The 26504-nt window shown below is 61.3% G+C and carries 26 protein-coding genes and 1 pseudogene; 18 read left to right on the top strand and 9 right to left on the bottom strand.

Annotated features, from left to right (window positions below; translation table 11 throughout):
* Positions 1-66: 66 nt before the first annotated feature.
* The gene (ggt, locus tag ACP151_RS17055; RefSeq protein WP_424980099.1) at positions 67-1848 is read right to left on the bottom strand and encodes a gamma-glutamyltransferase; all 1782 of its coding nucleotides are present in this window, start codon (positions 1846-1848) and stop codon (positions 67-69) included.
* Between the two features lie 39 nt (positions 1849-1887).
* Positions 1888-2874, bottom strand: coding sequence for a 2-hydroxyacid dehydrogenase (locus ACP151_RS17050; protein ID WP_424980098.1), 987 nt, complete (start codon positions 2872-2874; stop codon positions 1888-1890).
* A 217-nt stretch (positions 2875-3091) separates the two neighbouring features.
* Between ACP151_RS17050 and ACP151_RS17045 the strand changes: the two genes are divergently transcribed.
* On the top strand, positions 3092-3589 hold the full coding sequence (locus ACP151_RS17045) for an SH3 domain-containing protein (protein ID WP_424980126.1): 498 nt from the start codon (positions 3092-3094) through the stop codon (positions 3587-3589).
* 305 nt (positions 3590-3894) lie between these two features.
* The gene (locus ACP151_RS17040; RefSeq protein ID WP_424980097.1) at positions 3895-6108 is read left to right on the top strand and encodes an NADP-dependent isocitrate dehydrogenase; all 2214 of its coding nucleotides are present in this window, start codon (positions 3895-3897) and stop codon (positions 6106-6108) included.
* 75 nt (positions 6109-6183) lie between these two features.
* On the opposite strand, the gene ACP151_RS17035 is transcribed toward ACP151_RS17040, so the two are convergent.
* Positions 6184-8094 (bottom strand): methyl-accepting chemotaxis protein, encoded by a 1911-nt coding sequence (locus ACP151_RS17035; RefSeq protein WP_424980096.1) that lies wholly within the window; start codon positions 8092-8094, stop codon positions 6184-6186.
* Positions 8095-8462: 368 nt separating this feature from the next.
* Here ACP151_RS17035 and ACP151_RS17030 point away from each other — a divergent pair, with 368 nt between their 5' ends.
* From ACP151_RS17030 to ACP151_RS16965, 14 genes are all read left to right on the top strand, one after another.
* The gene (locus ACP151_RS17030) at positions 8463-8645 is read left to right on the top strand and encodes a hypothetical protein (RefSeq protein WP_424980095.1); all 183 of its coding nucleotides are present in this window, start codon (positions 8463-8465) and stop codon (positions 8643-8645) included.
* Between the two features lie 190 nt (positions 8646-8835).
* Complete coding sequence (locus ACP151_RS17025; protein WP_424980093.1) at positions 8836-9636, top strand: transporter substrate-binding domain-containing protein; 801 nt, start codon at positions 8836-8838, stop codon at positions 9634-9636.
* A gap of 73 nt (positions 9637-9709) precedes the next feature.
* Entirely contained in the window at positions 9710-10372 is a 663-nt protein-coding gene (locus ACP151_RS17020; RefSeq protein WP_424980091.1) for an amino acid ABC transporter permease, read from the top strand.
* A gap of 11 nt (positions 10373-10383) precedes the next feature.
* A complete protein-coding gene (locus ACP151_RS17015) occupies positions 10384-11046 on the top strand; it encodes an amino acid ABC transporter permease (RefSeq protein WP_424980090.1) in 663 nt (220 codons plus the stop codon).
* Positions 11043-11765: an amino acid ABC transporter ATP-binding protein gene (locus ACP151_RS17010; RefSeq protein ID WP_424980089.1), complete on the top strand. Its 723-nt coding sequence runs from the start codon at positions 11043-11045 to the stop codon at positions 11763-11765. The genes ACP151_RS17015 and ACP151_RS17010 overlap by 4 nt, the downstream gene beginning before the upstream one ends.
* A gap of 66 nt (positions 11766-11831) precedes the next feature.
* On the top strand, positions 11832-12791 hold the full coding sequence (locus ACP151_RS17005) for a dihydrodipicolinate synthase family protein (protein ID WP_424980088.1): 960 nt from the start codon (positions 11832-11834) through the stop codon (positions 12789-12791).
* Positions 12782-13732, top strand: coding sequence for a proline racemase family protein (locus ACP151_RS17000; protein ID WP_424980087.1), 951 nt, complete (start codon positions 12782-12784; stop codon positions 13730-13732). Before ACP151_RS17005 ends, ACP151_RS17000 begins: the two co-directional genes overlap by 10 nt.
* 106 nt (positions 13733-13838) lie before the next feature.
* The gene (locus tag ACP151_RS16995) at positions 13839-14093 is read left to right on the top strand and encodes a hypothetical protein (protein ID WP_424980085.1); all 255 of its coding nucleotides are present in this window, start codon (positions 13839-13841) and stop codon (positions 14091-14093) included.
* Between the two features lie 11 nt (positions 14094-14104).
* A complete protein-coding gene (locus ACP151_RS16990; RefSeq protein ID WP_424980084.1) occupies positions 14105-15367 on the top strand; it encodes an NAD(P)/FAD-dependent oxidoreductase in 1263 nt (420 codons plus the stop codon).
* Between the two features lie 20 nt (positions 15368-15387).
* Positions 15388-16413, top strand: coding sequence for a trans-3-hydroxy-L-proline dehydratase (locus tag ACP151_RS16985; protein ID WP_424980082.1), 1026 nt, complete (start codon positions 15388-15390; stop codon positions 16411-16413).
* A gap of 146 nt (positions 16414-16559) precedes the next feature.
* Entirely contained in the window at positions 16560-17240 is a 681-nt protein-coding gene (locus tag ACP151_RS16980) for a GntR family transcriptional regulator (protein ID WP_424980081.1), read from the top strand.
* Between the two features lie 132 nt (positions 17241-17372).
* Positions 17373-18890 (top strand): aldehyde dehydrogenase (NADP(+)), encoded by a 1518-nt coding sequence (locus tag ACP151_RS16975; protein WP_424980079.1) that lies wholly within the window; start codon positions 17373-17375, stop codon positions 18888-18890.
* A gap of 485 nt (positions 18891-19375) precedes the next feature.
* Positions 19376-19594, top strand: coding sequence for a calcium-binding protein (locus ACP151_RS16970; RefSeq protein ID WP_424980077.1), 219 nt, complete (start codon positions 19376-19378; stop codon positions 19592-19594).
* Positions 19595-19625: 31 nt separating this feature from the next.
* Positions 19626-20507, top strand: a complete 882-nt coding sequence (locus ACP151_RS16965) for an Ig-like domain-containing protein (protein WP_424980075.1) — start codon at positions 19626-19628, stop codon at positions 20505-20507.
* 191 nt (positions 20508-20698) lie between these two features.
* On the opposite strand, the gene ACP151_RS16960 is transcribed toward ACP151_RS16965, so the two are convergent.
* The 4 genes from ACP151_RS16960 to rpsJ are packed head-to-tail and all read right to left on the bottom strand — an operon-like array spanning position 20699 to position 22644.
* On the bottom strand, positions 20699-20995 hold the full coding sequence (locus ACP151_RS16960) for a 50S ribosomal protein L23 (RefSeq protein WP_424980074.1): 297 nt from the start codon (positions 20993-20995) through the stop codon (positions 20699-20701).
* Positions 20992-21609: a 50S ribosomal protein L4 gene (gene rplD, locus ACP151_RS16955; protein WP_424980073.1), complete on the bottom strand. Its 618-nt coding sequence runs from the start codon at positions 21607-21609 to the stop codon at positions 20992-20994. Before rplD ends, ACP151_RS16960 begins: the two co-directional genes overlap by 4 nt.
* Positions 21606-22310, bottom strand: coding sequence for a 50S ribosomal protein L3 (rplC, locus tag ACP151_RS16950; protein WP_019298500.1), 705 nt, complete (start codon positions 22308-22310; stop codon positions 21606-21608). Before rplC ends, rplD begins: the two co-directional genes overlap by 4 nt.
* A gap of 19 nt (positions 22311-22329) precedes the next feature.
* Positions 22330-22644, bottom strand: coding sequence for a 30S ribosomal protein S10 (gene rpsJ / locus ACP151_RS16945; RefSeq protein ID WP_019298501.1), 315 nt, complete (start codon positions 22642-22644; stop codon positions 22330-22332).
* Positions 22645-22910: 266 nt separating this feature from the next.
* Between rpsJ and ACP151_RS16940 the strand changes: the two genes are divergently transcribed.
* The gene (locus ACP151_RS16940) at positions 22911-23729 is read left to right on the top strand and encodes a hypothetical protein (RefSeq protein ID WP_424980072.1); all 819 of its coding nucleotides are present in this window, start codon (positions 22911-22913) and stop codon (positions 23727-23729) included.
* 296 nt (positions 23730-24025) lie between these two features.
* On the opposite strand, the pseudogene ACP151_RS16935 reads toward ACP151_RS16940, so the two are convergent.
* Positions 24026-24142: pseudogene (locus tag ACP151_RS16935) on the bottom strand (hypothetical protein); the annotation flags it as partial.
* 71 nt (positions 24143-24213) lie between these two features.
* On the opposite strand from ACP151_RS16935, the gene ACP151_RS16930 reads away from it, so the two are divergent.
* Positions 24214-25032: a hypothetical protein gene (locus ACP151_RS16930; protein WP_424980072.1), complete on the top strand. Its 819-nt coding sequence runs from the start codon at positions 24214-24216 to the stop codon at positions 25030-25032.
* A 296-nt stretch (positions 25033-25328) separates the two neighbouring features.
* Here ACP151_RS16930 and tuf read toward each other — a convergent pair.
* On the bottom strand, positions 25329-26504 hold a 1176-nt coding region (gene tuf, locus ACP151_RS16925; RefSeq protein ID WP_424980071.1), incomplete at its 5' end, for an elongation factor Tu.

The raw sequence follows: 26504 nt of genomic DNA, 5'->3' as shown, positions 1-26504 counted from the left end.
ACGTTTGCAGGCAAGCAATACCCAGTAGCTGGTATGCATTGCAGGCAGCATCCGGGCGAACCACCTCTAGCCGCCCAGCGCTATGCCTTCCCGGCGTGGGTCTGCTGCGCCTTTCAGAACGCTGCCGATGTCAATCGCATGCAAGCCAGAGGTGAGGTCGCGGGCGTTCACCTCGAACCCCAAATCCATCAGCGGCTGCGCCAGTTCCTCGGCGCTGGTGCCCGCCTCCACATCATAGGTGCCGAAACGGTTGACCAGATGCGGCAGTGCCAGCGCCTCCTGGATCCCCATGCCCCAATCCGCCCAGGCGATGATCGATTTGGCCACATAACCGATGATCCGGCTGCCGCCGGGGGAGCCGATTGCCAGCACCGGCTTGCCGTCCTGCATGACAATGGTTGGCGCCATGGAAGAACGCGGGCGCTTGCCCGGCTCCAGCCTGTTGGCAATTGGCCTGCCATTGTGCTGCGTGCGGAAGGAAAAATCCGTCAGCTCATTGTTCAGCAGGAAACCGTTTGTCATCAGCCGCGAGCCAAAGGCATTTTCGATGGTCGTGGTCATCGATAAAACGTTTCCGTACTGGTCGACGATGGAAATATGCGAAGTCGACGGCAGCTCGATCGAGTCATCTCTGGCCCATAGCATCGCGTGATCCCAGGGCGGCTTGCCGGCGCCTGCCTCCTCCAGCGCCGTCGCCCGTTCCAGCAGCATCGCGCGTTCGTCCAGATAGGCAGGTTCGACCAGCCCGGCGTCCGGCACCGGCACAAAATCACTGTCGGCCATGTAAAGCCCACGGTCGGCAAAGGCGAGCCGGGAGGCATCGCCGATCAGACGCCAGGCCTCGGCGCTGTCGGCGCCCAGCGCCGCCATGTCAAAGCTGTTCAGCATGCCAAGGATCTGCCCCACAGTCAGCGCGCCCGAAGACGGAGGCCCCATGCCGCAGGCTTCAAACTGCCGGTAAGCCGCACAAACGGCCGGGCGTTCCTTGACCTTGTAAAGCCCCAGATCCGCAGCTGAGAGCACGCCTGGATTGCCAGGCGCATTCTGCACTGTCTGAACAATTCCGCCAGCGATGGAGCCACCATAGAACGCCTCTGCCCCGTCATGCGCCAAAGCACGCAATGTCGCTGCATAGTCCGGGTTCACAAGCATATCGCCCGTTTGCAAGGGCACGCCACCGGGCAGGAAATATTCTGCGGTCGCCGGAAAACGTCCCAGCCGTTCGGCGTCGCGTTCAACCAGCCCGGCAAGGCGCGCAGAGACCGCAAACCCACTCTCGGCCAGCTGAATGGCCGGTTCAAACAGCGACGGCCAGTTTGCGCGGCCCCAGCGTCGGTGGGCCGCCTCCAGCAGCGCCGGCGTGCCTGGCGTGCCAACAGACAGGCCGCCGACAACAGCATCGAAGAATTGCAGCGGTTCGCCGGTTTCATCCTGAAACAGGGTCGGTGTGACCGCCAACGGCGCGGTTTCGCGCCCGTCCAGCGTGGTCAATTCACCGGTCGCAGCGTCATACCAGACCAGAAAAGCGCCGCCGCCCAGGCCGGAGGACTGTGGCTCCACCAGCCCCAGCACGGTCTGCACCGCCACCATGGCATCTGCCGCCGTGCCGCCTGCCCGCAGCACGGCCGCGCCGGCCTCGACTGCATGCGGATTGGCGGCAGCAACCATCCAGTTTTCGGCTTCCACTGCCTGACCTGCCGCCTTGGCTTTCAGCGCAGCAGCAACCGCAGGAGAAAGCGCCGTAAACGCACCTTCCGTCGCAGCCTCCGGGGCAACCGCATCTGCGGCCTCCTGCCCGGCGGCGGCCCCCGCAGCAAACACTGCGGCAGCCAGAAATACAGACTTCACGAAAAACCCTCCCTAACAATTCCAGCGGTGCCGCCGCCCTTACAGCATGGATGGCACAACCTGATCCGGCGGCCGGTGGCCATCTTCAAATGTCTTGATATTCAGCAGCACCTTTTCGCCCATTTCCATACGGCCCTCGATGGTGGCCGAGCCCATATGCGGCAGCAGCACCACATTGGGCAGTTCACGCAGGCGCGGGTTGATATCGGTGCCATGCTCATAAACGTCGAGCCCGGCGCCTGCGATCTCATTCGCGCGCAGCATCCGGGTCAGCGCGTGCTCATCGATCACCTCCCCGCGAGAGGTGTTGACGATCACCGCAGAGGGTTTCATCAGCTTCAGCCGCCGCGCATTCATCAGATGAAAGGTGGAGGGCGTCGAGGGGCAATTCACTGAGATCACATCCATCCGCGCCACCATCTGGTCAAGGCTCTCCCAATAGGTCGCCTCAAATGTTTCCTCGGTCTCTGGCCGCAGCCGACGGCGGTTGTGATAATGGATCTGCATGCCAAAGGCCGCGGCGCGTTTGACCACCGCCTGGCCGATCCGGCCCATGCCCAAAACACCCAGGCGGCGCCCGGCGATCCGCCCGCCTAACAAAGCGGTCGGCGCCCAGCCCTGCCAGTCGCCCTTCTGCATCACCGCCAGCCCTTCGGGCATGCGGCGCACCACCGCCATGATCAGCGCCATTGCCATATCGGCGGTGTCATCGGTCAGCACGCCGGGCGTATTCGACACCAGAATCCCGCGCTGACGGGCGGTGCCCACATCAATATGGTCGATCCCTGCGCCGTAATTGGCAATCAGCTTCAGCCGCTCGCCCGCCTGGCCCAACAACCCGGCATCGATGGTATCGGTGACCGTCGGCACCAGCACATCAGCCTCTTTCATCGCCGTGGCCAGCTCTGCCTTGGTCATCGGCCTGTCATCCTCGCGCAGGCGCACATCGAACAGCTCGCTCAGCCGGGTTTCCACAGGTTCCGGCAACCGTCGCGTAACAACAACACTCAATCGGTCTCTTGGCACTTGTGATCTCCCTTGGGCTTTTCATTTTGCACGCCTCCATGGCATCGTGGCGCAGGATGCGCAGAGGCACAAGAACCCAACCGCATTCCCCCTGTCACCCGCCCGGAAATTTGCCGGGCGCGGCGGGGCAAAACCAGACGGGCAGACCATCGGACCAAGAGGCTGGGCATAACCCGGCAGGACAAGAAGAGGCGGGCAGGCAGTGAAAAACGCGGCAATGGCAATGCGCCATCTGGCAGCGGCAGCAGCATTGACGGTGCTGACCGCCATGGTCTGTGCAGCCGAAACCCGCGGACCGGTCACCAACCTTCCCCTGCCCCGCTATGTCTCGATGAAAGCCGCCAAGGGCAATGTCCGCCGCGGCCCGTCGCTGACCCATAAGATCGACTGGGTGTTCAAACGTCGCGGCATGCCGCTGGAGATCACGGCGGAATACGGCCATTGGCGCCGGGTGCAGGACCGCGACGGCGCCGGCGGCTGGGTGCATTATGCGCTGCTGTCCGGTGTGCGCACCGTGCTGATCGAAGAGGACATGCTGACCGTACATGCCCGCCCCGACACCCGCGCGCCTGTGACCGCCGCTTTCGAGCTGGGCGTGGTCGCACGGCTTGGCGACTGCGAAACCAGCTGGTGTGAAATCTCGGCCGGCGGCTACAGCGGCTGGGCACCCAAGAAAAAACTCTGGGGCGTCGCCCCGGATGAGCTGCGCGAATAATCCCCTTCTTTGCGGTTTTCATCTTTCCCAAAATACTCCGGGGTGAATTGGGCCCCAGGCCCAAGAGGGGCAGCGCCCCTCTCCGCCCGGCTCAGGGCCAGCCGCGGCAATCCGCGCAGGAGCCGGATACGCCAGACCATTGCACCTGCAGCAATCCTGTTCTACATGGGAGCCATATCAATGGCTTCCCAAGCCTGTTCCGGCCCCGTCAGGCTGCGCCGAAACACCACTGGAATAACCCCTGGCACGGGCCTCGCCCGGCTGACGTCATAAACGCCTCCAAGATCGCTGAAAGGTTGTGAAACATGGCAGAAAATCAAACCCCGGACATATTGTATACCATTGTAGACGAAGCGCCCGAACTGGCATCGGCATCCTTCCTGCCGATCATCCGCAAGTTCGCCGCCGCCGCCGGTGTTTCGGTCGGCACCAAGGATATTTCGCTGGCTGGCCGCATCATCGCCGCCTTCCCGGAGAACCTGTCTGACGCACAGCGCCAGAACGATGATCTGGCAGAACTGGGCCAGCTGGTGAAGACCCCGGACGCCAATGTCATCAAACTGCCGAATATCTCTGCCTCGGTGCCGCAGCTGGTCGCTGCCATCACTGAACTGCAAGGTCAGGGCTACGCCATTCCGAACTACCCGGAAGACCCGTCCTCAGAGGCCGAAAAAGCCATCCGCGCCCGCTATGACGCCATCAAGGGCTCGGCAGTGAACCCGGTTCTGCGTGAAGGCAATTCCGACCGCCGCGCCGCCAAGGCCGTCAAAAACTATGCCAAGGCCAACCCCCATTCGATGGGCGCGTGGGACTCGGGCAGCAAGACCAAAGTCTCGTCGATGCCCGGCAACGACTTCTATGCCAACGAAAAATCGGCGACCATCAGCGCCGCCCAGGCCGGTGACGCAAAAATCGAATTCACCGCCAAGGACGGGACTGTCACCGTTCTGAAAGACTCCTGGCCACTGGAAGAAGGCACCGTGGCAGACGCCACCTTCATGTCTGCCAAAGCCCTCGCGTCCTTCCTTGCAAGCGCCATCGAGGACACCAAGGCCGACGGCACCATGTTCTCGCTGCACATGAAGGCCACCATGATGAAGGTCTCCGACCCGATCATCTTTGGCCATGCGGTCAAGGCCTGGCTGGCACCCGTGTTTGAAAAATTCAGCGCCGAGCTGGAGGCGCTGGGTGTGAACCCGAACTCTGGCATGGGCGATCTCTTGGACCGCGTGTCCGGCAATGCCGATATCATGGCAGCGATTGAGGCAGTCACGACTGAACGCCCCGCCATGTATATGGTCGACAGCGACAAGGGCATCACCAACCTGCATGTGCCCTCGGATGTGATCATCGACGCCTCAATGCCCGCGGTGATCCGCGCCGGCGGCAAGGGCTGGGACGCGGCAGGCAACAAGGGCGACACCAACTGCGTGATCCCCGACCGCTGCTATGCCACCGTCTATGACGAAAGCATCAATTTCTTCAAAGCCAATGGCGCGCTGGACGTAACCACCGCCGGTGCTGTCGCCAACGTTGGCCTGATGGCACAGAAGGCTGAGGAATACGGCTCCCATCCGACCACATTCGAGGCCCCCGCAGACGGCACCATCCGCGTGGTTCTGGCGGGTGGTGAAACCCTGCATTCCCACGACGTGGAAGCAGGCGACATCTGGCGCTCCTGCACCGTCAAGAAAGCCCCGATCGAGAACTGGATCCAGCTGGCGATGGACCGTCAGCGCCTGACCGGCTCCGAGGCGATCTTCTGGCTGGACGTAAACCGCGCCCATGACGCCGAGCTGATCAAATACGTGCAGCCCGCGCTGGAGGCCGCAGGTGTGGCGGACAAATTCGTGACCCTCGCCCCGCGCGAAGCCACGGCGCAGTCGCTAAAGACCATCACCGCAGGCAACGACAGCATCGCCATCACCGGCAACGTGCTGCGCGACTACCTGACCGACCTGTTCCCGATCCTGGAGCTGGGCACCTCGGCCAAGATGCTGTCGATCGTGAAGCTGATGAACGGCGGTGGCTTGTTTGAAACCGGCGCGGGCGGCTCGGCCCCCAAGCACGTGCAGCAGCTGGTGGAGGAAAACCACCTGCGCTGGGATTCGATGGGCGAATTCTGCGCCCTGGGCGAAAGCCTGAATTTCCTGGCCGACAGCAAAGGCAACGCCAAGGCAGGCGTGCTGGGCGCCGCCGCCGAGGACGCCACCCAGGGCATCCTCGACCACAACCGCTCGCCCTCGCGCAAGGTCGGACAGCCGGACAACCGCGACAGCCACTACTGGTTTGCCCGCTACTGGGCCGAAGCGCTGGCGGCACAGGGCGACGATGCCGAACTGGCCGCGCATTTTGCCCCCATCGCCAAGGAGCTGGGCGCCAAAGAAGAACAGATCCTGTCCGAGCTGGCAGCAGCCCAGGGCCCGGCGGCCGACATCGGCGGCTATTATCGCCCGAGTGTTGAACTGAAAGCCAAGGTGATGCGCCCCTCGGCCACGCTGAACGCGATCATCGGCTGATCCCAGCGGACAGTCTGAAACGGAAAACGCCCGGGAACGCCTTTCCCGGGCGTTTTTGCTTTCAATGCGCCCCGGTCAGAAGTCCTGCCACAGATCACGGGCTGCGTTGCCGCTGGCCGCTGCAGCGGCAGGCTGGAGCGCGGGCTGGGGCGCCGGCGGCATGCCCCAATCCTCATTGCCATGGGCCGTCGGGGCTGGCGCCGGCGGTCTTGCAGCCCTGGCCGGGGCCGCCGGGGCTGCTGGCTGGCTGCCGCCTGCAATCTTGAAATGGGCAACCAGATCGCTCAGCTTGGAGGCATCTGTTTTCAGCATATGGCCGGCGGCGGTCGCTTCTTCCACCATTGCCGCGTTCTGCTGGGTCACCTGATCCAGCTGGGTGACGCCGGTGTTGATCTCGTTCAGGCCGGTGGACTGCTCCGCCGCGCCTTCGGCAATGCCGGACACCAGCTGCGAGATATGGCTGACCTGGCTGACAATGCTTTGCAGCGCGTCACCCGCCTTGCCCACCAGATCCACACCGCGCGCAACCTGGCCAGAGCTGTCGGAGATCAGCACCTTGATCTCCATCGCCGCGTCTGACGACCGCTGCGCCAGCGCCCGCACTTCCGAAGCCACAACCGCAAATCCGCGGCCTGCCTCGCCTGCGCGCGCAGCCTCAACGCCTGCGTTCAGCGCCAGAAGGTTGGTCTGGAAGGCAATGTCGTCAATGACGCTGATGATCTGGCTGATCTTGGTCGAGCTTTCCTCGATCTCGGTCATGGCAGAAACCGCGCTTTGCACCACTTCGCCGCTGGTCCGGGCTTCTTCCTTGGCTTCATCCATGGTGGCCTCGACGCTGCGGGCGCCCTCGGCGGCGGATTTCACGCTTGCTGTCAGCTCATCCAGTGCCGCCGCCGTCTGCTCCAGCGTCGCCGCCTGGCTCTCGGTGCGGTGCGACAGGTCGTCAGACGCCTGACTGATCTCGGCAGCACCGCTGCGGATGCTGGAGGCGGCGGCGATCACCTGCTCCACCGTGCCGCTGAGGTTCTTGGCAGTGGCATTGAAATCCTGGCGCAGCTGCTCATAGTCCTCGGGAAACACCTCTGTGATCTGTGCCGTCAGATCGCCGTGGGACAGCGCCGACAGTTTGCTGCTAAGCACCCCCACAACCCTGCTGCGCTTGTCATTCAGGGCGTGTTCCGCGTCTTCCAGCTCCTGCTGGCGGATCAGCGCCTGACGGAACACATCAAGGCTCTGGGCGATCTCCCCCAGTTCGCTGCGCGCATTGGCTGACGGGATTTCGCTGCTGGTATCGCCATCCGCCATTGTCTGCATGCGGGTTTTCAACCCGTTGAGCGGACCGGTGACGCTGCCGGTGATGAAATAGGCCGAAACCGCCAGGGTCAGAAGGCTGATCCCGAAAATGATCAGCGCCTCGGTGCGCATCACGGAAACCCCTGCCTCGATATCAGCAACATAGGCACCGGTGCCGACAATCCAGCCCCAGGGTTTGTAGGCCTGTACATAACCGATTTTGGCTTCCACCACATCGGACCCGGGTTTCTTGAAGTAATAGGTCAGCTCCCCTGCCCCCTTGGAAGCAGCAATCTTCTCCAGCTCCTCGAAGACCTTGATGCCGGTCACATCTTTGAAGGCCCCCTGATTGGTGCCCACCCAGTCCGGCATCACCGGATGCGCCTGAACCACCAGATCGTGGTCAAAGACAAACACATAGCCAGACCCGCCGAACTTCAGCGCGGTCAGCCGTTCGCGGCCGATATCGCGGGCCTCCTGCTCTGTAAAGCGGCCGGATTTGACGCCCTCCTCCAGGTCGTGCAACAGGCTGACCGCCGCGTCGGTGACGTTATGCAGCTCAGAATAACGCATCTCATATGCATTTTTTACGGACTGCCAAAGCAGCAGAAAGGTCAGCGTCGCCATCAGGCTGAGGGCAAGCGCAGCCAATGCGTAAATCCGCACCGGCAGTCGATAGAAAAAGGCTGGCATTTTTAGTGGGGTCCTTCAATTTCGGGCCGTCTTCCTCTTTCCAATAGGGTTCCGATCCTAAGAAAGTCCTAGCGAATCCCCGCCGACCGCTGCGCAAAATCGCAACACTATTGCTCCCCAAAAGCCACAGCGCTTGGGCGGCCTGATTTGCCTGCTTCGCAGACGCCCTGCAGGGGGTTAAACAGCGGGTCTTCCAGGGGACTTTCCGGTCCTCATCGAAACCCCTCAGCAGGAAAGGGCATCACATGTATTTTGACCGTTTTGCCCCTTGGGGGCTGATCCGCGGCTGATCCGATTTCCGGACCGGCGCGATCCTGTTTGCTGGCAGACCAGCCAGCGCATCAGAACTCGATTACTGGAAAAACATCATGGGCAATTCTGTCCGCGATGGCGGCCTGCACGCTGAAAACAGCGGCGGCACCATCACGAAAATCTATACTCCACAGGCCTGGATCGACGGCCAGGCCGAACAGCAGCTGGAAATCTCTGCCAGATTGGCAGGCGTGCGCCGGTTCAAGGGTCCGGGCTTTGAGGAGAAAACCGGCCTCTGACAGGCAGAACCCCCTGTGATAGCGCGGCGGCGGCTTGCCCGCTGCCGCGCTGTCCTGCCGAAAGCGGCGGGAAGAATGCGTCTAACATTCTGAAATTATTTCGGAAACTCAAGGATCTCACATATTTGTAGTTTTTGTATCCAATATCCTATATTTGATTCTCCATAACAAACACCGACAGGAGGATCTCATGTTCAAATCGCTGGCCGCGGCTGCGGCGCTTGCCTTGGTGCCTTTGGCACCTGTCCTTGCGGACACGCTGGATGATGTGGTGGACCGCGGCACCCTGCGCTGCGGCGTGGTGCTGGATTTCCCGCCGATCGGCTACCGCGATGCCAATAACGAACCGGCTGGCTTTGACGTTGATTACTGCCACGATCTGGCGGCGGCGCTGGAAGTGGACGCCGAAATCCTGCCGGTCACCTGGGCCGAGCGCCTGCCCGCCATCGTGACGGGACGCGCTGATGTGGTGTTCGGCGCCACCTCCGACAGCCTGGCCCGGGCGCGCACCGTCGGTTTCACCATTCCCTACGCAATCTATTTTGCGCAGGGCGTCATCAACACCGAAAGCGGCATCGAGACATTCGAGGACATCAAGGGCAAGCGAGTGGCCGGCGCCATCGGCACCGTGCCGGAACAGGAATGGCTGAAGATCGCCGCCGAATGGGGTGAAGAGGACAACTATCAGGGCTATCAGTCCGAGAATGAGGTGTTCCTGGCGGTGGCGCAGGGCAAGGCGGACATCGGCCTGACCACCAACACCGCGGTGCTGCCGGTGACCCAGCAGTATGACACCCTGGCGGCCGGCCCGCGGATGCCCTGGACCACCGATTACACCTCGGTCGTTGGCAAGCGCGAGGATGTCACCTGGATCAACTTCCTGAACCTGTTTGTGACCCATCAGGTACGATCGGGCCGCTACAGCGAACTGTGGGGCAAATATGTCGGCAGTGAAGCACCCGAGCTGCGCATCCCCGGCGTGTTGTACTGACCCAACAGTGAAACCCGCCCTTGCCAGCCGCGCTCTCCCGGCGGCTGGCAGGGGCTAGGGAGCATACCCCCACATGTTCGACTATAATTTTCACTGGCGGCCGGTGATGAAAAGCCTGCCCGACCTGCTGGAAGCAGCCGCCCTGACACTGCAGGTGGCAGTGCTGGCGATGGTGCTTGGCATTGTGATCGGCCTTTGCCTGGCGCTGGCACGGCTGCACCTTCGGGGACCGGTCTACTGGTTCGCCACCGTCTGGGTGGAGCTGGCCCGCAACACGCCCGCGCTGTTCCAGCTGTTCTTCTTCGGCTTCGGACTTGGCGCTTTTGGCCTGCATCTGTCGCCTTATCTGATCGTGCTGGCAGGGCTCACGTTCAACTGCGCAGGCTACCTGGCGGAAAACTTTCGCGGCGGTTTCAAGGCGGTGCCGGAAACCCAGATCCGCGCCTCCCGCAGCCTTGGCATGACACCCTGGCAGGCCTACAGCCGCGTGGTGATCCCGCAGGTGTTCCGCATCGTCTACCACCCGATCACCAACCAGATGGTCTGGGCGGTGCTGATGTCTTCGCTGGGGATGCTGGTGGGTTTCCGCGAACTCTCGGGCGAGACCCAGTTCTTTGCCTCCCGCAGCTTCCGCATCTTTGAATACTTCGCCGTCACGGCGGTGATCTACTACGCCATCGTCAAGGTGATCCTGCTCAGCTCGCGGCTGATGGCCGCCCGGCTGTTCCGGTACTAAGGGGGCGCGCCATGGAACCGACACTCAAGTTTTTCAGCGGCTTTGCTCCCAATGACCTGTGGTACATGGGCGAGGCGGCGCTGCGCACGCTGTGGATTTCCGTCCTGTCGATCTCGCTCGGCACGGTGCTGGGTACCCTGTTCGGCTGGATGCTGTACGAGGGCCGCCGCGCCACAGCCCTGACACTGGCGCCGGTGCTGGACGTGTTCCGCTCGGTGCCACTGATCATCCAGCTGGTTCTGTTTTACAATTTTGCCCCCATCGTGGGGCTGAACCTCGACCCCTTTGCCTCCGGCACCGTGATCCTGACCGTCTATACTGCGGCGCTGGTGGCCAATGTGGCCCGCGGCGGGATCGAGGCAGTGGGCGCCCCGATGCGCCGCGCCGGACGCAGCCTCGGGCTGAGCTACTGGCAGGACCTGCGCCATGTGGTGCTGCCAATCGGCGGGCGGGCGGTGTTCCCGTCCTGGGTCGGCGTTGCGCTGGGGGTGATGAAAGACAGCGCGCTGGTCTCGGTGCTTGGCTATGTCGAGCTGTTAAAAGCCAGCCAGATCCTGATCACCCGTACCCAGGAGCCGTTCCTGATCCTTGCCCTGGCCGGCGCCTTCTATTTCGCGCTGTCCTATCCGGTTTCCCGCTACGCCACATATCTCGAAAACAGGTGGGCCCAATGATTTCCATCCGCGACCTTCATAAATATTTCGGCGCTCTGCACGTTCTGAAAGGCATCGACCTGGATGTGCAGAAGGGCGAAGTGCTCTCTGTCATCGGCGCCTCCGGCTCTGGCAAATCGACGCTGCTTTACTGCATCAACGGGCTGGAAGCGATCCAGGACGGCACGGTCACCGTCGACGGCACCGATGTTCATGCTAAAGGCACCGACATCAACACGCTACGCCAGAAGCTGGGCATGGTATTCCAGCAGTGGAATTCCTTTCCGCATCTGACGGCGCTGGAAAACGTGGCGCTGGCGCCGCGCATCGTCAAAGGCAAACCCAAGGCCGAGGCCCGCGACATTGCCGCCAAACAGCTGCAGCATGTGGGGCTGGGCGAAAAGCTGGACGTCTATCCCGGCGCCCTGTCCGGCGGCCAGCAGCAGCGACTGGCAATAGCCCGCGCGCTAGCGATGGAGCCGGAATACATGCTGTTTGACGAGGCGACCTCTGCGCTCGACCCCGAACTGGTGGGCGAGGTGCTGGATACCATGCGCCTCTTGGCAGACGAAGGCATGACGATGATCTGCGTCACCCATGAGATGGGCTTTGCCCGCGATGTCTCCGACCGGGTGGCCTTTTTTCATCAGGGCGTGATGGAGGAGATCGGCCCACCCGCCCAGATCTTCGGCGACGCCCGGTCCGAACACACCCGCAAATTCCTCGCCAACGTGCGCTGACCCCTTCCCCCCCCAGGCTGCCGTGCCTCCCAGCGGCGGCCTGCCCCCAACTGGAGAAATTGGATAATGTCTACAAACGTCTTCACCGGCACCATGCCGGCCCTGATGACCCCCTGCAACCCGGACCGCACCCCGAATTTCGACGCGCTGGTCAAAAAGGGCGAAGAGATGATCGCTGCGGGCATGTCGGCAGTGGTCTATTGCGGCTCTATGGGCGACTGGCCGCTGCTGACGGATGAACAGCGGATGGAGGGCGTCGCCCGCCTCGCCGCCGCCGGGCTGCCGGTTGTGGTCGGCACCGGTGCCATCAACACCAAATCCGCCGTCGATCACGCCCGCCACGCCCAGGAGGTCGGCGCGTCCGGCCTGATGGTGATCCCGCGTGTGCTGTCCCGCGGCACATCCGTGGCGGCGCAGAAAAACCACTTCACGGCCATTCTGGACGCGGCGCCAAACGTGCCGGCCATCATCTACAACAGCCCCTACTACGGCTTTGCCACCCGGGCTGAGCTGTTCTTTGCCCTGCGCGCAGAACATAAGAACCTGATCGGCTTCAAGGAGTTCGGCGGCAAGGACGACCTGCGCTATGCAGCCGAACATATCACCAGCCAGGACGATCAGGTGACGCTGATGGTTGGCGTCGACACCGAGGTCTACCATGGCTTTGTCAACTGCGGCGCCACCGGCTCAATCACCGGCATCGGCTGCGCCCTGCCGCAAGAGGCGCTGCTGCTGGCGCGCCTGTCGAAACTGGCGGCTGCGGGCCATGCCGAGGCCCGCGTCCGCGCGCAGGAGCTGACCGACGCGATCCATGTTCTGTCCACCTTCGACGAAGGCCCGGACCTGATCCTTTATTACAAGCACCTTCTGGTGCTGAACGGCGAGGACAGCTACCGCCTGCATTTCAACGAGACAGACGAACTGTCGGACGCCCAGCGCAACTATTGCGAACAGCAGTACAGGCTGTTTCGCACCTGGTTCGCAGACTGGTCGACACAGGGTGGGATCATCGCCGAATGCATGTAGTCGACAGCCATACCGGCGGCGAGCCGACACGGGTCATCCTGAATGGCGGCCCTGATCTGGGGACCGGACCGCTGGCCGAACGCGCCCGGCGGCTGGCACAGGAGCACATGGGCTTCTGCCGCGCGGTGATGCGCGAGCCGCGCGGACAGCCCGCCATGGTCGGCGCGCTGCTGGTGCCGCCTAGGGATCCGGCTTGTGCAACCGGCGTTATCTATTTTGACGCCGACGCGGTACTGGGCATGTGCGGCCATGGCACCATCGGGCTGGCGGTAACACTGGCCCATCTGGGCCGGATCACCCCCGGCTGTCACCGTATCGAGACCCCCGCAGGCACGGTGACGGTGCGGCTGGAGGATGCCAATACCGTCACCGTCACCAACGTTGAGAGCTGCCGCGTCACCGCCGCAGCCAGAGTCACCCTGCCGGATGGCAGCACCGTGACAGGTGATGTCGCCTATGGTGGCAACTGGTTCTTCATCGTCGAGCCCAGCCCGCTGCCCCTGCGCCCGGAAAACATCCGCGCCCTGACCGATCACGCCATCGCCATCCGCACTGCAGCCAATGCCCAGGGCGTAGGTGGCGAGAATGGTGAACCCATCGACCACGTGATTTTCCAAGGCCCCTCCCCGCGCGACGGCATCCACAGCCGCAACTTCGTGCTGTGCCCGGACGACACCTATGACCGCTCCCCCTGCGGCACCGGCAGCTCTGCCCGGCTGGCCTGCCTGGCGGCGGCGGGACGGCTGCAACCGGGTCAGGAGATCATCCAGGAAAGCATCATCGGCTCCCCCTACCGCCTGTCCTATCAGCCTGGGGGGAATGGCGGTGTGATCCCCACGCTCAGCGGACAGGCCTTTGTGATGGGTGAGGGCAAGCTGTTCTTCAGCCCCGATGATCCCTTTCGAAACGGCATCTCCAACAGCGGGGAAGCCGCCGCCTGAACATCATCAACCAAGGTCCGGGACGGAAACTCGGGCCGGCCAACAGCAGAAGAAAGGATATTGTCATGCATTTCACAGCCGCAGCCACCGCCGCCGCAGAAGTCGCATGCAAGATGACCGCCGCCGTCGGCGAAGCCTGGTGCTGGCGGTGATCCAGACCTCCTATCTGACACGGCCGATGGCGCCCGCGATCTTCCACCTGCGCTCCATCGCACCCAAGGACATGACCTATGGCCCTATCTACCGCAGGGTGCTGCCCCTTATGGCCGCACAGGGCCCGGTTCCTGCAGCCTTCCTGCTGGTGCCAGAGCTGGCAACCTGGCTGCCCTCCCTGCTGGTCGGACTGCTGGTCGGATTGTAAAAGGACCTGACATGACCGTGACAGACACAGACACAGACACAGACGATATCCTCGTCATCGGCGCCGGCATCATCGGTCTCAGCGCTGCGCTGGAGCTGCAAAAACAGGGGCTCCGCGTGCGTATCCTGGACCGCAAGGGCGTCGCGGCAGAGGCCTCGGCGGCCAGCGCAGGCGCCTTTGCCTTTACCGACATCGTGCCGCTGGCCACACCCGGCATCCTGCGCAAGGCGCCGAAATGGCTGCTGGACCCGCTGGGGCCCTTGTCAGTGCCGCCCGCCTATGCGCTGCGGATCGCACCCTGGATGCTGCGGTTCTGGCGCGCCAGCTGGCGCAGCCGCTATCAGGCGGCGCTGCAGGCGCAGGTGTTGCTGATGGCCCATTCCCGCGCCGCGCTGGAACGCCAGATCGCCGATGTGGACGGCACGCTGCTGATGCAGCGCGAGGGACAATTGCAGCTGTACGAGGGCGAGACAGCCTTCCGGGCGGCCCTGCCCGATTGGCAGCTGCGCCGCGAACATGGCATCCGCTTTGATCTGCTGCGCAGCCCGGAGGCAATTGCAGTCATCCAGCCCGGCCTGGCGCAGTGCTTTACCCATGCCGCCTTTACCCCCGACTGGATGAATACCGTAAACCCCAAAACCTGGGCAGAACATCTGGCGCAGGCCTTTGTGGCGCGCGGCGGCCGCATAGACACCGCTGAAGTGACAGCCCTGCGCAGCGAAGGCGGGCGAACCGTGGCCCAGACCAAGGACGGGCCGGTCTCCGCCAGCCAAATCGTGACCGCCTGCGGGGCCTGGTCGCATCACCTGGCCCGCACCCTGGGTGAAAACATCCCGCTGGAGACTGAGCGCGGCTACAACACCACCCTGCCGCCCGGCGCCTTTGGCCTGAAAACCCATCTGACCTTCCCGGCGCATGGTTTTGTCGTCACCCGGATCAGCGGCGGCGTGCGGGTCGGCGGCGCCGTGGAACTGGGCGGGCTGAAACTGCCGCCCAACTACCGCCGCGCAGATATTCTGCTGGAAAAAGCCAAGCGCTTCCTACCGGAGCTCGACACCTCTGGCGGCACCCGATGGATGGGCTTTCGCCCCTCGTTGCCCGACAGCCTGCCGGTGATCAGCCGCTCTGCCCGCGCGCCCGGAGTGATCTATGCCTTCGGCCACGGCCATTTAGGCTTGACCCAGGCAGCGGGCACTGCAGAACTGGTCGCGGATCTGGCCCTGAACCGTGCTTCGACACTGCCGTTGCAGCCCTATGCCGCCACCCGGTTTTAACCCGAAGGAACAAAGCAACGATGCGCAGCAGCAAGACAATCCATGTGATCTCCGCCCATGCAGAGGGCGAGGTGGGCGATGTCATCGTGGGCGGCGTTGCACCGCCGCCAGGCGAAACCCTGTGGCAGCAACGCGCTTTCATTGATCAGGACCAGACTTTGCGCAATTTCGTCCTGAACGAACCGCGCGGCGGCGTGTTCCGCCATGTGAACCTGCTGGTGCCGCCCAAGCACCCAGAGGCCGATATGGGGTTTATCATCATGGAACCGGAATACACCCCGCCGATGTCCGGCTCCAACTCGATCTGCGTCTCCACCGTGCTGTTGGACGGAGGCATCCTTCCGATGCAGGAACCGGAAACCCATCTGGTGCTGGAGGCCCCCGGCGGGCTGGTGCGGGTGCGTGCCGAATGCCGGAACGGCAAGGCAGAGCGGATCTTCGTGAAGAATGTGCCAAGCTTTGCCGGTGAAATCGGTGCTGTCCTGGATGTGCCGGGCATCGGCACGCTGACTGTCGATACCGCCTATGGCGGCGACAGTTTCGTGGTGGTGCAGGCCGCCGATCTGGAGCTGGAAATCACAGAGGCAAACGCCAAGCAGATCGCCCAGACGGGCACCCGCATTCTAAAGGCCGCCAATGCGCAGCTGGGTTTCACCCATCCAGAGAACCCGGACTGGACCCACATTTCCTTCTGCGCCTTCTGCGGCCCGCTGGAGCAAACGGAAACCGGCCTCAGCAGCCGCTCTGCCGTTGCCATCCAGCCGGGCAAGGTGGATCGCTCTCCCACCGGCACTGCAGTTTCGGCCCGGATGGCGCTGATGCTGGCCAAAGGGCAGATGACAGCGGACCAAACGTTTGAAGCGATATCCATCATCGGCTCCCGCTTCACTGGCCGCATCGTTGAGCAGACCACGGTGGGCGCCCGCCCGGCGATCGTGCCGGAACTCAGCGGCCGCGGCTGGATCACCGGCATCCACCAGCACATGCTCGACCCGGACGATCCCTGGCCCGGCGGCTACCGTCTCAGTGACACCTGGGGTGCCTGACGGTTTCGGCCCTGGCTTTGGATACAAAAACCGGCTGCAGGGTGGCAACACCCGCGTCCCGCCGGACATCAGGCCAATTGCTTGTAGAAACGGGCCAGAGCCGCTAGCGTATCCAAAATACGAACAGCAGATATCACGAGGCTCCCATGGCAGGCAAACGCGCCGTTACCCGCAGCTCCCTCCCGGAAGTGATTGCCAACGACCTGCGCGAACGCATCCTCAGCGGCGAGCTGGCAGAGGGCGAAACCATCCGGCAGGAGGCGCTGGCAGAGGAATACGACGTCTCCCGCATGCCGATCCGCGAGGCGCTGAAGCGGCTGGACGCCGAAGGGCTGGTGCAGTTCACCAACAACCGCGGTGCCGCTGTCACCAAACATTCCCTGCGCGAGATCGCAGAGATCTTTGACCTGCGCATCCTGCTGGAAGCAGACCTGTTCCGCCGCGCCATTCCCGCGATGACAACCGAGGATTTTACCCGCTGCACCCAGATTCTCGACGACATGGATGCATCTTACGATGCCAATGACGTGGCCAAATGGGGGACTCTCAACCACAAGTACCACGCCGCGCTATACGCTGCGGCAGACCGCAAGCTGACCGATGAGGTGCTGCAGGGCATCAGCCTGCACTGTGACCGTTTTGTGCGGATGCACCTCAGCGTGATGAAACAGCGCGAACCCGCCAAGAAAGAGCACCGCGACCTGCTGGAGCTGGCCAAGGCCCGCAATGTCGAGGCCGCCTGCACCGCGCTGACTCATCACATTTCCCGCACCAAAGAAGAGCTCCTGTCGCTGGTGGCAGAGCACCGCGCCGCAACCGAGGGCTAACCCCCCGGTCAGCGTCCTGAGCCAAAGCCCTGCAAATTGCTGTTGGCCTCTTGCATCGCTCGTATTTTGTATCCATTATCCTGTATTGAATTTCCCCGCGCTGCCCGGCAGCCCAGAGACTGAGGCCCACCCATGTTCACCCCGCACGGACACCATCTGATTGCCGGCTCCTGGCGCGCCGGCGAAACCCACTTCCCCTCCGCCCCTGCCAGCGGCCCCAGCCATCCGTTCTCCGTTGGCCGCGTCAGTGACATCAACGCAGCGGTGGAGGCCGCAGAGGACGCCTTTGCCAGCTATGGCTCTGCCAACCGGGCAGAACGCGCTGCTTTCCTCAGCGCCATCGCCGATGAGATCGAGGCCCGCGCCAAGGAGATCACCGCCATTGGCAGCCAGGAAACCGGCCTGCCAGAGGCCCGCCTGCAGGGCGAGCGAGGCCGCACCACCGGCCAGCTGCGCACCTTCGCTGATCACATCCTGACGGGCGACTACCTCGACCGCCGCTTTGACGCCGCGCTGCCGGACCGCACCCCGCTGCCCCGCCCCGACCTGCGGATGATGCAGCGCCCGCTGGGGCCTGTCGCAGTGTTTGGCGCCTCCAACTTCCCGCTTGCCTTCTCCACCGCCGGCGGCGACACCGCCGCAGCACTGGCGGCCGGCTGCCCGGTGGTGGTCAAGGGTCACAGCGCCCACCCCGGCACCGGCGAGATCGTCGCCGAAGCCATCCTCGCCGCGATCACCAAATGCGGGTTCCACCCCGGCGTCTTCAGCCTGATCCAGGGCGACAGCCACGAGCTTGGCGCAGCGCTGGTGCAGCACCCGCTGATCAAGGCGGTGGGCTTCACCGGCTCCCTCGCAGGCGGGCGCGCCCTGTTCGACCTTTGCGCCGCACGGCCAGAGCCGATCCCCTTCTTTGGCGAGCTAGGGTCCGTGAACCCGATGTTCATCCTCGCCGCCGCCCTCGCCAATCGCGGCGCGGAAATCGCTACTGGCTGGGCCGCCTCGCTGACCATGGGCGCGGGCCAGTTCTGCACCAACCCCGGCATCGCCGTGCTGCCAGCCGGTGCCGAAGCGGCGCGTTTCATCGACACCGCCACCGCCGCCCTGTCCCAGTCCGCGCCCCAGACCATGCTGACCGAGGGCATCGCCGGCGCCTATCGCAAGGGTCAACGCCGCGTCGCCGCCACCACAGGCGTGCGCGCGCTGTTGACCACCAGTTGCGACACCCGCTCCGCCGCGCCCTATCTCTATATGACCGACGCCCGCACCTGGCTGAACAACCAGATCCTGGCTGAGGAAGTCTTTGGCCCGCTAGGTCTGGTGATCACCGCCCAGGACGACGCCGAGATGCTGGAAATCGCCCGCGCATTACAAGGCCAGCTGACCTGCACCCTGCATCTGGACGACGCCGACACCGGCCAGGGTCAGACCCTGCTGCCGGTGCTGGAGCGCAAGGCCGGCCGGGTGCTGGCCAACGGCTTTCCCACCGGGGTTGAGGTTTCCGACACCATGGTCCACGGCGGCCCCTACCCGGCCTCCACCAATTTTGGCGCAACCTCCGTGGGCACCCTGTCCATCCGCCGCTTCCTGCGCCCGGTGTGTTATCAGAACATCCCCAAAGCATTGCTGCCGGAGGATTTGCAGGAGGGATGAGCGGGCCGGTTTAACGCGAAAGCTGCCCGGACAATGTGGAAGGCCCCGGAGGTGACCCGGGGCCTTTTTCGTCCAGCAACGCAGCCCAAGCGGCTCCCGGAGCCAACACGTTCATATGACCCCAGCTGCCATATGACCCCAGCTGCTGACGTGTTCGGCCAAAGTGGCTATGCCAACCTCGGAATTGCGTCCATTACCTATCCAGACAGCCTGCGGATATGCCGACTGTTTTCCCCTTCGCGGCTGAAATCCGCAGCCGTTATTGAACAGCCACTCTTTCCGCACCCTAATAGGCAGCTATTCGCAGCACCGGATCAACATTTCACAATCGGAGAGCTTATTAGCCCCCATGAATTCAACAATAGATCAACTCCAAGCTGAGATTTCTTCTATTTCCCCAAATGAAAAGGCGTCTTTGTTGACGGTCAGCACATCTACCACTTACGCTGCGTAACGCATAAAACTTTTGGAGTAGGGAGACTACAATGGGGCGCAATCTTTTTTCCGGTCCTGGCCGGGGAAAACTGTTCAACCGCATTAATGGCGACGACGACGATAACACTATTGCCGGTTCCGGCGCGGCAGACCGCATCAATGCCGGTGATGGAAACGACACGGTTACCGGCGGTCTAGGTGACGATATCCTGTTTGGAAATGACGGAACCGATACCGCAGTTTTTTTCCGGCTCTTTCGTCGACTATGAAATCACAAGCGGTCGGGGCAATTCCCTGCGGGTGTCCGGAACTGACGGAAACGACATTCTGAAACACTTCGAAATTCTGGAGTTTGACGACGGCGTCTATGATGTTGCAAGCGGCATCTTCACACCGTCAAATTCCGCACCAGAAGCTGAAGACGTCTTAGCCAGCACCAACACTGACCCGGAGCTGGACCTGACCGAAAACTCTGGCAGCCAGACCGTGCCCAACATTGGCACCTGGTATGTCATCGATCTGGACACAGGCGATATTCAGGTTGTCCCGCGCGATGCCACCAACCTCGCCATTGAAGACGTGGCACCGGCCAACGGCGCTGTTATGCATATTAACGGCAACAACGCCGATATGGTGATTGGCGGCTGGACTGTAAACGATGGCACCATCAGCCAGGTTGATGCTTCTACAATCCAACTAACCGGCTATGCGGGCAGCACGACGACCAACGGCGACTGGTTTGTCATCCTCGATACGACCGGCCCGGGCGTCGATGCGGCGTTCTCCTTCTCTGGCGACGTGGATGGCGGCAGTGCCGAATATTCCTTCCAAATGAGCGGCATTGATTTTACCGACAATGCTGCAGGTATAATCGGGTTTGACGAAATCTCTGCCGCAGGCAATTTCCAGGGAGACAGCCCTGAAGTTATTATTGCCGCTGACGTATTTGACCAGGATGGTGATGCCTCGATCTTCACAGTCGACACAACTGGAACACAGGGGTCTGTGATCAACAACAACGATGGGACTTTCACCTATTCTGGCGACGGCGCGTTTGAACACCTGTCAGAAGGCGAAAGCGCATTTGACACTTTCACCTATACAGCAACTGATCCTTCCGGCGCTCAGGACACTGCGACGGTCACGATTGAGATCAGCGACACAGGCGACTTTCTGTTTTGATCCGGCCTCTGGCCCAATAGACATGCGAGGCCGCCGACAATCGGCCTCGCACACTCAGCTGCAAAAACAGCCGCATTTGTCGAACCCGGGCGATTTGGCACCTTATGCAAGGACCAATGGCTCGCTGTCTATGCATGTGAAAAAGGCCCCCGCTTTCGCGAGGGCCTTTCAATTTTTCAGAGCGGCAAATCTCAGAGTCCAGTGGACACGTCGATGGTGTTGCCTTCTTCCAGGGTCACATAGGCTTTCTTCACGTCCTTGCGACGGCCCATCTGGCCGCGGAAACGCTTGACCTTACCCTTGGTGATAGTGGTGTTGACCGCTTTCACCTTGACGCCAAAGAGAGCTTCGACAGCTTCTTTGATCATCGGCTTGTTGCTATCGATTGCCACTTCGAACACCACTGCGCCGTTTTCGGACGCCATGGTGGTTTTCTCGGTGATGATCGGCTTGCGGATCACGTCGTAGTGTGCTGCTTTCGCGCTCATTTCAGGCGAGCCTCCAGTGCTTCGACACCTGCTTTGGTGATCACCAGGGTGTCACGCTTCAGGATGTCATAGACGTTGGCACCGATGGTCGGCAGGATGTCCAGACCTTCGATGTTGCGGGACGCTTGCAGGAAGCCTTCGTTCACGGCAGCGCCGTCGATGACCAGAGCGCGTTTCCAGCCCAGGTTTTTCACCTGCTTGGCCAGAGCGGCAGTCTTGCCTTCGGAAGCCACGTCCTCGATGATGACCAGCTCACCCGCTTTGGCTTTGGCGGACAGCGCATGGCGCAGGCCCAGCTTGCGGAACTTCTTGGTCAGATCGTGGCCGTGCGAACGCGGGGTCGGACCTTTGTAGATACCACCTTTGCGGAAGATCGGCGCGTTGCGGTCACCGTGGCGTGCGCCGCCGGTGCCCTTCTGGCGATAGATCTTCTTGGTCGAGTAGGAGGTCTCGGAGCGGGTCTTCACCTTGTGGGTGCCGGCCTGCGCGTTGTTGCGCTGCCAGCGAACCACGCGGTGCAGGATGTCCGCACGCGGTTCCAGGCCGAACAGGTCTTCGGACAGTTCGATGTCGCCCGCTTTGCCGCCGTCCAGTTTGATCACGTCAAGTTTCATGCTTCACCACCTTCCGCGGCAACTTCCGCAGTTTTCAGAGCAGCCGGGAAAGGCAGGCCCTCGGGGGCTTTCTTCTTCACGGCGTCCTTGACGGTCACCCAACCGGATTTCGGGCCGGGTACGGCGCCTTTGATGAAGACCAGGCCGCGCTCGGCGTCGGTTTTCACAACTTCCAGGTTCTGGGTGGTCACGCGGGCTGCGCCCATGTGGCCGGCCATTTTCTTGCCTTTGAAGACTTTGCCCGGGTCCTGACACTGACCGGTCGAACCGTGCGAACGGTGCGAGATCGACACACCGTGCGAGGCGCGCAGGCCGCCGAAGTTGTGCCGTTTCATGGCACCGGCGAAACCTTTACCGATCGAGGTGCCGGTCACGTCCACTTTCTGGCCAGCCAGAAAATGTTCGGCCGAGATTTCGGCACCGACTTCGATCAGGCCATCCGCGGGAACGCGGAATTCGACCAGCTTGCGCTTGGGTTCGACCTTGGCAGCTGCGAAGACACCGCGCATGGCTTGGCTTGTGCGCTTTGCCTTGGCGGAACCTGCACCCAGCTGAACGGCGGTGTAGCCGTCTTTTTCCTCGGTGCGCTGAGCAACGACCTGCAGGCCGTCCAGGGACAGAACGGTCACAGGGATCTGCTTGCCGTCTTCCATGAACAGGCGGGTCATGCCCACTTTCTTAGCGATAATTCCGGAACGCATACTCTAATACCCTCCGATCTTACGACTGCAGCTTGATTTCGACGTCGACGCCGGCGGCCAGGTCGAGCTTCATCAGCGCGTCCACGGTCTGCGGTGTCGGGTCGACGATGTCGAGAAGACGCTTGTGCGTGCGGATCTCGAACTGATCGCGGGATTTCTTGTCAACGTGGGGGCCACGCAGAACAGTGAATTTCTCGATCTTGTTGGGCATCGGGATCGGGCCACGAACCTGAGCGCCGGTGCGCTTGGCTGTGTTGACGATTTCCTGGGTGCTGGCATCCAGCACGCGGTAATCGAATGCCTTCAGCCGGATACGGATGTTTTGGCTTTGCATTACATCTGCCTTTATTGAGGCGTTGAGGTTGAGAGGAGGGCCTGCGACCACCGCAACCCCTCATCGAACCCAAAAGGCGGGAATCATCCCGCCCCAATTCGCATCAGCGAACTTGCGCCCTATACGCCCTGTGGCCCCATGTGGCAAGGGGTTTCGCGGCGAAACCGTTGCGTTTGGAGAGGGCGGTGCGTTTGGGGTTGGTTAAGGGACAACATTTGAACTTAACCTGAGTTCCTCAGGCTTTGTCCAGAAGGAATTGAACCAAAATGCACGACCTCACAGGCATCGATAGAGAATTGATCGCCTTAACTGCCGTTTGTGAACTTATTGATAGCATCGTTAACTACTCTATGTTCGCCGAGACTTGGGAACCTACTTGGCCTCACATTCTCTTTCGCACTGCCGAGCATGCGGCTTTGTTCAATATACGTCTGTCTGACTTTCTTTCTGCACCTCAACCGTCGAAGGCAACGGACAAATTGATGCCCTTCGGGCTTCCCCCTTCCAAACCACAGGTTTGCGGGTCCGATGGAACATTTCTTTTCTACCTTAAGAAAATTTCCCGAGGGCCCACAATCGCAACTTATAGCGAAGCGCTTGAAAACGCAGTTCTGACATTTGCAAACTGGCTAGATGAAGAAGCTGTTATCGAGAACGCTTGGTTCCCCTCGATACAAGCAGAGGTGACACTCAAAACCCCTCGCCACGAAGTTCTTAAGATCTGTGGCAATATAGAGAAGCACAACTTTACAAGACTGGCTTCCGATGCTCAGAAAATAAAGCAGATTATGGAAAGCCACGGCGTCACTCTACAAGACGGCGAAGAGTATCTAATCCTTGAGGAGTTCCAAAGTTGGTACCACGACCATGCGTTCCTCTACCAATCCAGCCACATCTCTGAACAACTCAATACTTTGCGGTGGGAGATACACGAGTACATTAAGCGCGCGCCAATCAACACACTGGAATTTTGCGAAAACCCTTTTGTTAAGGGTCAACGATATCAGTTGGAAAAGCTGGCCCGTAAAGCCCCACCTGTCCCGAGATTCGAAGTAGACCGAACTTTTAAATCATCAAATTTTTGAGCAGGACTCCCCCAGCGCCCCGGAGCTGGCGCTCCCTCTGGCCTCAAAAGCTCCGCCGGAGCTTTTGCAAGACGGCCTCCGGCCCCAGGCCGGTCCCTGCCCTGTTCAAACGTTGCCACAAAGAGGATGACAGCTGGAGATTGCTGTGGTCTGGAATGCGGACAGATTGCCCACCCTACGTTTGCGCGGCGCATAGAAAAAGGGCCCCCCAAAGGAGGCCCTTTCTTTCATCTCACCGGTGCGGGTTCCCGGCGATTTTCCTTTGGAAAACCGCCTGCCGCCCACGGTTTCCAAAATTACTCAGTGATTTTGGAAACGACGCCGGCGCCGACGGTGCGGCCGCCTTCGCGGATCGCGAAGCGCAGGCCGTTTTCCATCGCGATCGGCGCGATCAGCTCAACGTCGAACTTCAGGGTTGGTTAAGGGACAACATTTGAACTTAACCTGAGTTCCTCAGGCTTTGTCCAGAAGGAATTGAACCAAAATGCACGACCTCACAGGCATCGATAGAGAATTGATCGCCTTAACTGCCGTTTGTGAACTTATTGATAGCATCGTTAACTACTCTATGTTCGCCGAGACTTGGGAACCTACTTGGCCTCACATTCTCTTTCGCACTGCCGAGCATGCGGCTTTGTTCAATATACGTCTGTCTGACTTTCTTTCTGCACCTCAACCGTCGAAGGCAACGGACAAATTGATGCCCTTCGGGCTTCCCCCTTCCAAACCACAGGTTTGCGGGTCCGATGGAACATTTCTTTTCTACCTTAAGAAAATTTCCCGAGGGCCCACAATCGCAACTTATAGCGAAGCGCTTGAAAACGCAGTTCTGACATTTGCAAACTGGCTAGATGAAGAAGCTGTTATCGAGAACGCTTGGTTCCCCTCGATACAAGCAGAGGTGACACTCAAAACCCCTCGCCACGAAGTTCTTAAGATCTGTGGCAATATAGAGAAGCACAACTTTACAAGACTGGCTTCCGATGCTCAGAAAATAAAGCAGATTATGGAAAGCCACGGCGTCACTCTACAAGACGGCGAAGAGTATCTAATCCTTGAGGAGTTCCAAAGTTGGTACCACGACCATGCGTTCCTCTACCAATCCAGCCACATCTCTGAACAACTCAATACTTTGCGGTGGGAGATACACGAGTACATTAAGCGCGCGCCAATCAACACACTGGAATTTTGCGAAAACCCTTTTGTTAAGGGTCAACGATATCAGTTGGAAAAGCTGGCCCGTAAAGCCCCACCTGTCCCGAGATTCGAAGTAGACCGAACTTTTAAATCATCAAATTTTTGAGCAGGACTCCCCCAGCGCCCCGGAGCTGGCGCTCCCTCTGGCCTCAAAAGCTCCGCCGGAGCTTTTGCAAGACGGCCTCCGGCCCCAGGCCGGTCCCTGCCCTGTTCAAACGTTGCCACAAAGAGGATGACAGCTGGAGATTGCTGTGGTCTGGAATGCGGACAGATTGCCCACCCTACGTTTGCGCGGCGCATAGAAAAAGGGCCCCCCAAAGGAGGCCCTTTCTTTCATCTCACCGGTGCGGGTTCCCGGCGATTTTCCTTTGGAAAACCGCCTGCCGCCCACGGTTTCCAAAATTACTCAGTGATTTTGGAAACGACGCCGGCGCCGACGGTGCGGCCGCCTTCGCGGATCGCGAAGCGCAGGCCGTTTTCCATCGCGATCGGCGCGATCAGCTCAACGTCGAACTTCAGGTTGTCGCCCGGCATCACCATCTCGGTGCCTTCCGGCAGGGTCACGGTGCCGGTCACGTCGGTGGTGCGGAAGTAGAACTGCGGACGGTAGTTCGCGAAGAACGGGGTGTGGCGACCACCTTCTTCTTTGGTGAGGATATAGGCCTCAGCTTCGAACTTGGTGTGCGGCTTCACGGAACCCGGCTTACACAGAACCTGGCCACGCTCAACGCCGTCACGGTCCACACCACGCAGCAGGGCGCCGATGTTGTCGCCTGCTTCACCGCGGTCCAGCAGCTTGCGGAACATTTCCACACCGGTACAGGTGGTGGTGGAAGTGTCACGGATACCAACGATTTCGATCGAGTCGCCAACGTTGATCACGCCACGCTCAACACGGCCGGTCACAACGGTGCCGCGGCCAGAAATCGAGAACACGTCTTCGATCGGCATCAGGAACGGCTGGTCAACAGCGCGCTCAGGGGTGTCGATGTAGTCATCAACAGCCGCCATCAGCTCTTTGATCTTCTCTTCGCCGATTTCCGGCTTGTTGCCTTCCATCGCCGCCAGAGCGGAGCCTGCAACGATCGGAATATCGTCGCCCGGGTACTCGTAGGAAGACAGCAGTTCGCGGATTTCCATTTCGACGAGCTCCAGGAGCTCTTCGTCGTCAACCTGGTCCACTTTGTTCATGAACACGACCATCTTCGGGATGCCAACCTGGCGGCCCAGCAGGATGTGCTCGCGGGTCTGCGGCATCGGGCCGTCAGCTGCGTTCACAACCAGGATCGCGCCGTCCATCTGCGCCGCACCGGTGATCATGTTCTTCACATAGTCAGCGTGGCCGGGGCAGTCGACGTGCGCGTAATGGCGGTTGTCGGTCTCATATTCCACGTGCGCGGTCGAGATGGTGATGCCGCGGGCTTTTTCTTCCGGGGCGCCGTCGATCTGGTCGTAGGCTTTGAAGTCACCAAAGTATTTGGTGATCGCCGCGGTCAGAGTGGTCTTGCCGTGGTCAACGTGGCCGATGGTGCCGATGTTGACGTGCGGTTTATTACGTTCAAACTTTTCCTTAGCCAT

Origin of the sequence: Leisingera sp. S232 (genome assembly GCF_049800895.1) — a bacterium.
GTDB lineage: Bacteria > Pseudomonadota > Alphaproteobacteria > Rhodobacterales > Rhodobacteraceae > Leisingera.
Note: the sequence above shows the minus strand (reverse complement) of the source record. Positions and strands in the feature narration are given on the sequence as shown.

What these genes read in the sequence shown, in the direction of transcription:
- ACP151_RS17040 (WP_424980097.1), top strand. Translation starts at nt 3,895, where the DNA reads ATGGCAGAAAATCAAACCCCGGACATATTGTATACCATTGTAGACGAA.
- ACP151_RS17000 (WP_424980087.1), top strand. Translation starts at nt 12,782, where the DNA reads ATGCATGTAGTCGACAGCCATACCGGCGGCGAGCCGACACGGGTCATC.
- rpsJ (WP_019298501.1), bottom strand. Translation starts at nt 22,644, where the DNA reads ATGCAAAGCCAAAACATCCGTATCCGGCTGAAGGCATTCGATTACCGC.
- ACP151_RS17005 (WP_424980088.1), top strand. Translation starts at nt 11,832, where the DNA reads ATGTCTACAAACGTCTTCACCGGCACCATGCCGGCCCTGATGACCCCC.
- ACP151_RS16990 (WP_424980084.1), top strand. Translation starts at nt 14,105, where the DNA reads ATGACCGTGACAGACACAGACACAGACACAGACGATATCCTCGTCATC.
- ACP151_RS16985 (WP_424980082.1), top strand. Translation starts at nt 15,388, where the DNA reads ATGCGCAGCAGCAAGACAATCCATGTGATCTCCGCCCATGCAGAGGGC.
- rplD (WP_424980073.1), bottom strand. Translation starts at nt 21,609, where the DNA reads ATGAAACTTGACGTGATCAAACTGGACGGCGGCAAAGCGGGCGACATC.
- rplC (WP_019298500.1), bottom strand. Translation starts at nt 22,310, where the DNA reads ATGCGTTCCGGAATTATCGCTAAGAAAGTGGGCATGACCCGCCTGTTC.
- ACP151_RS16930 (WP_424980072.1), top strand. Translation starts at nt 24,214, where the DNA reads ATGCACGACCTCACAGGCATCGATAGAGAATTGATCGCCTTAACTGCC.
- ACP151_RS17010 (WP_424980089.1), top strand. Translation starts at nt 11,043, where the DNA reads ATGATTTCCATCCGCGACCTTCATAAATATTTCGGCGCTCTGCACGTT.
- ACP151_RS16940 (WP_424980072.1), top strand. Translation starts at nt 22,911, where the DNA reads ATGCACGACCTCACAGGCATCGATAGAGAATTGATCGCCTTAACTGCC.
- ACP151_RS16980 (WP_424980081.1), top strand. Translation starts at nt 16,560, where the DNA reads ATGGCAGGCAAACGCGCCGTTACCCGCAGCTCCCTCCCGGAAGTGATT.
- ACP151_RS16970 (WP_424980077.1), top strand. Translation starts at nt 19,376, where the DNA reads ATGGGGCGCAATCTTTTTTCCGGTCCTGGCCGGGGAAAACTGTTCAAC.
- ACP151_RS16960 (WP_424980074.1), bottom strand. Translation starts at nt 20,995, where the DNA reads ATGAGCGCGAAAGCAGCACACTACGACGTGATCCGCAAGCCGATCATC.
- ACP151_RS16995 (WP_424980085.1), top strand. Translation starts at nt 13,839, where the DNA reads ATGCAAGATGACCGCCGCCGTCGGCGAAGCCTGGTGCTGGCGGTGATC.
- ACP151_RS17030 (WP_424980095.1), top strand. Translation starts at nt 8,463, where the DNA reads ATGGGCAATTCTGTCCGCGATGGCGGCCTGCACGCTGAAAACAGCGGC.
- ACP151_RS17015 (WP_424980090.1), top strand. Translation starts at nt 10,384, where the DNA reads ATGGAACCGACACTCAAGTTTTTCAGCGGCTTTGCTCCCAATGACCTG.
- ACP151_RS17020 (WP_424980091.1), top strand. Translation starts at nt 9,710, where the DNA reads ATGTTCGACTATAATTTTCACTGGCGGCCGGTGATGAAAAGCCTGCCC.
- ACP151_RS16975 (WP_424980079.1), top strand. Translation starts at nt 17,373, where the DNA reads ATGTTCACCCCGCACGGACACCATCTGATTGCCGGCTCCTGGCGCGCC.
- ACP151_RS17025 (WP_424980093.1), top strand. Translation starts at nt 8,836, where the DNA reads ATGTTCAAATCGCTGGCCGCGGCTGCGGCGCTTGCCTTGGTGCCTTTG.
- ACP151_RS17035 (WP_424980096.1), bottom strand. Translation starts at nt 8,094, where the DNA reads ATGCCAGCCTTTTTCTATCGACTGCCGGTGCGGATTTACGCATTGGCT.
- ACP151_RS17045 (WP_424980126.1), top strand. Translation starts at nt 3,092, where the DNA reads ATGGCAATGCGCCATCTGGCAGCGGCAGCAGCATTGACGGTGCTGACC.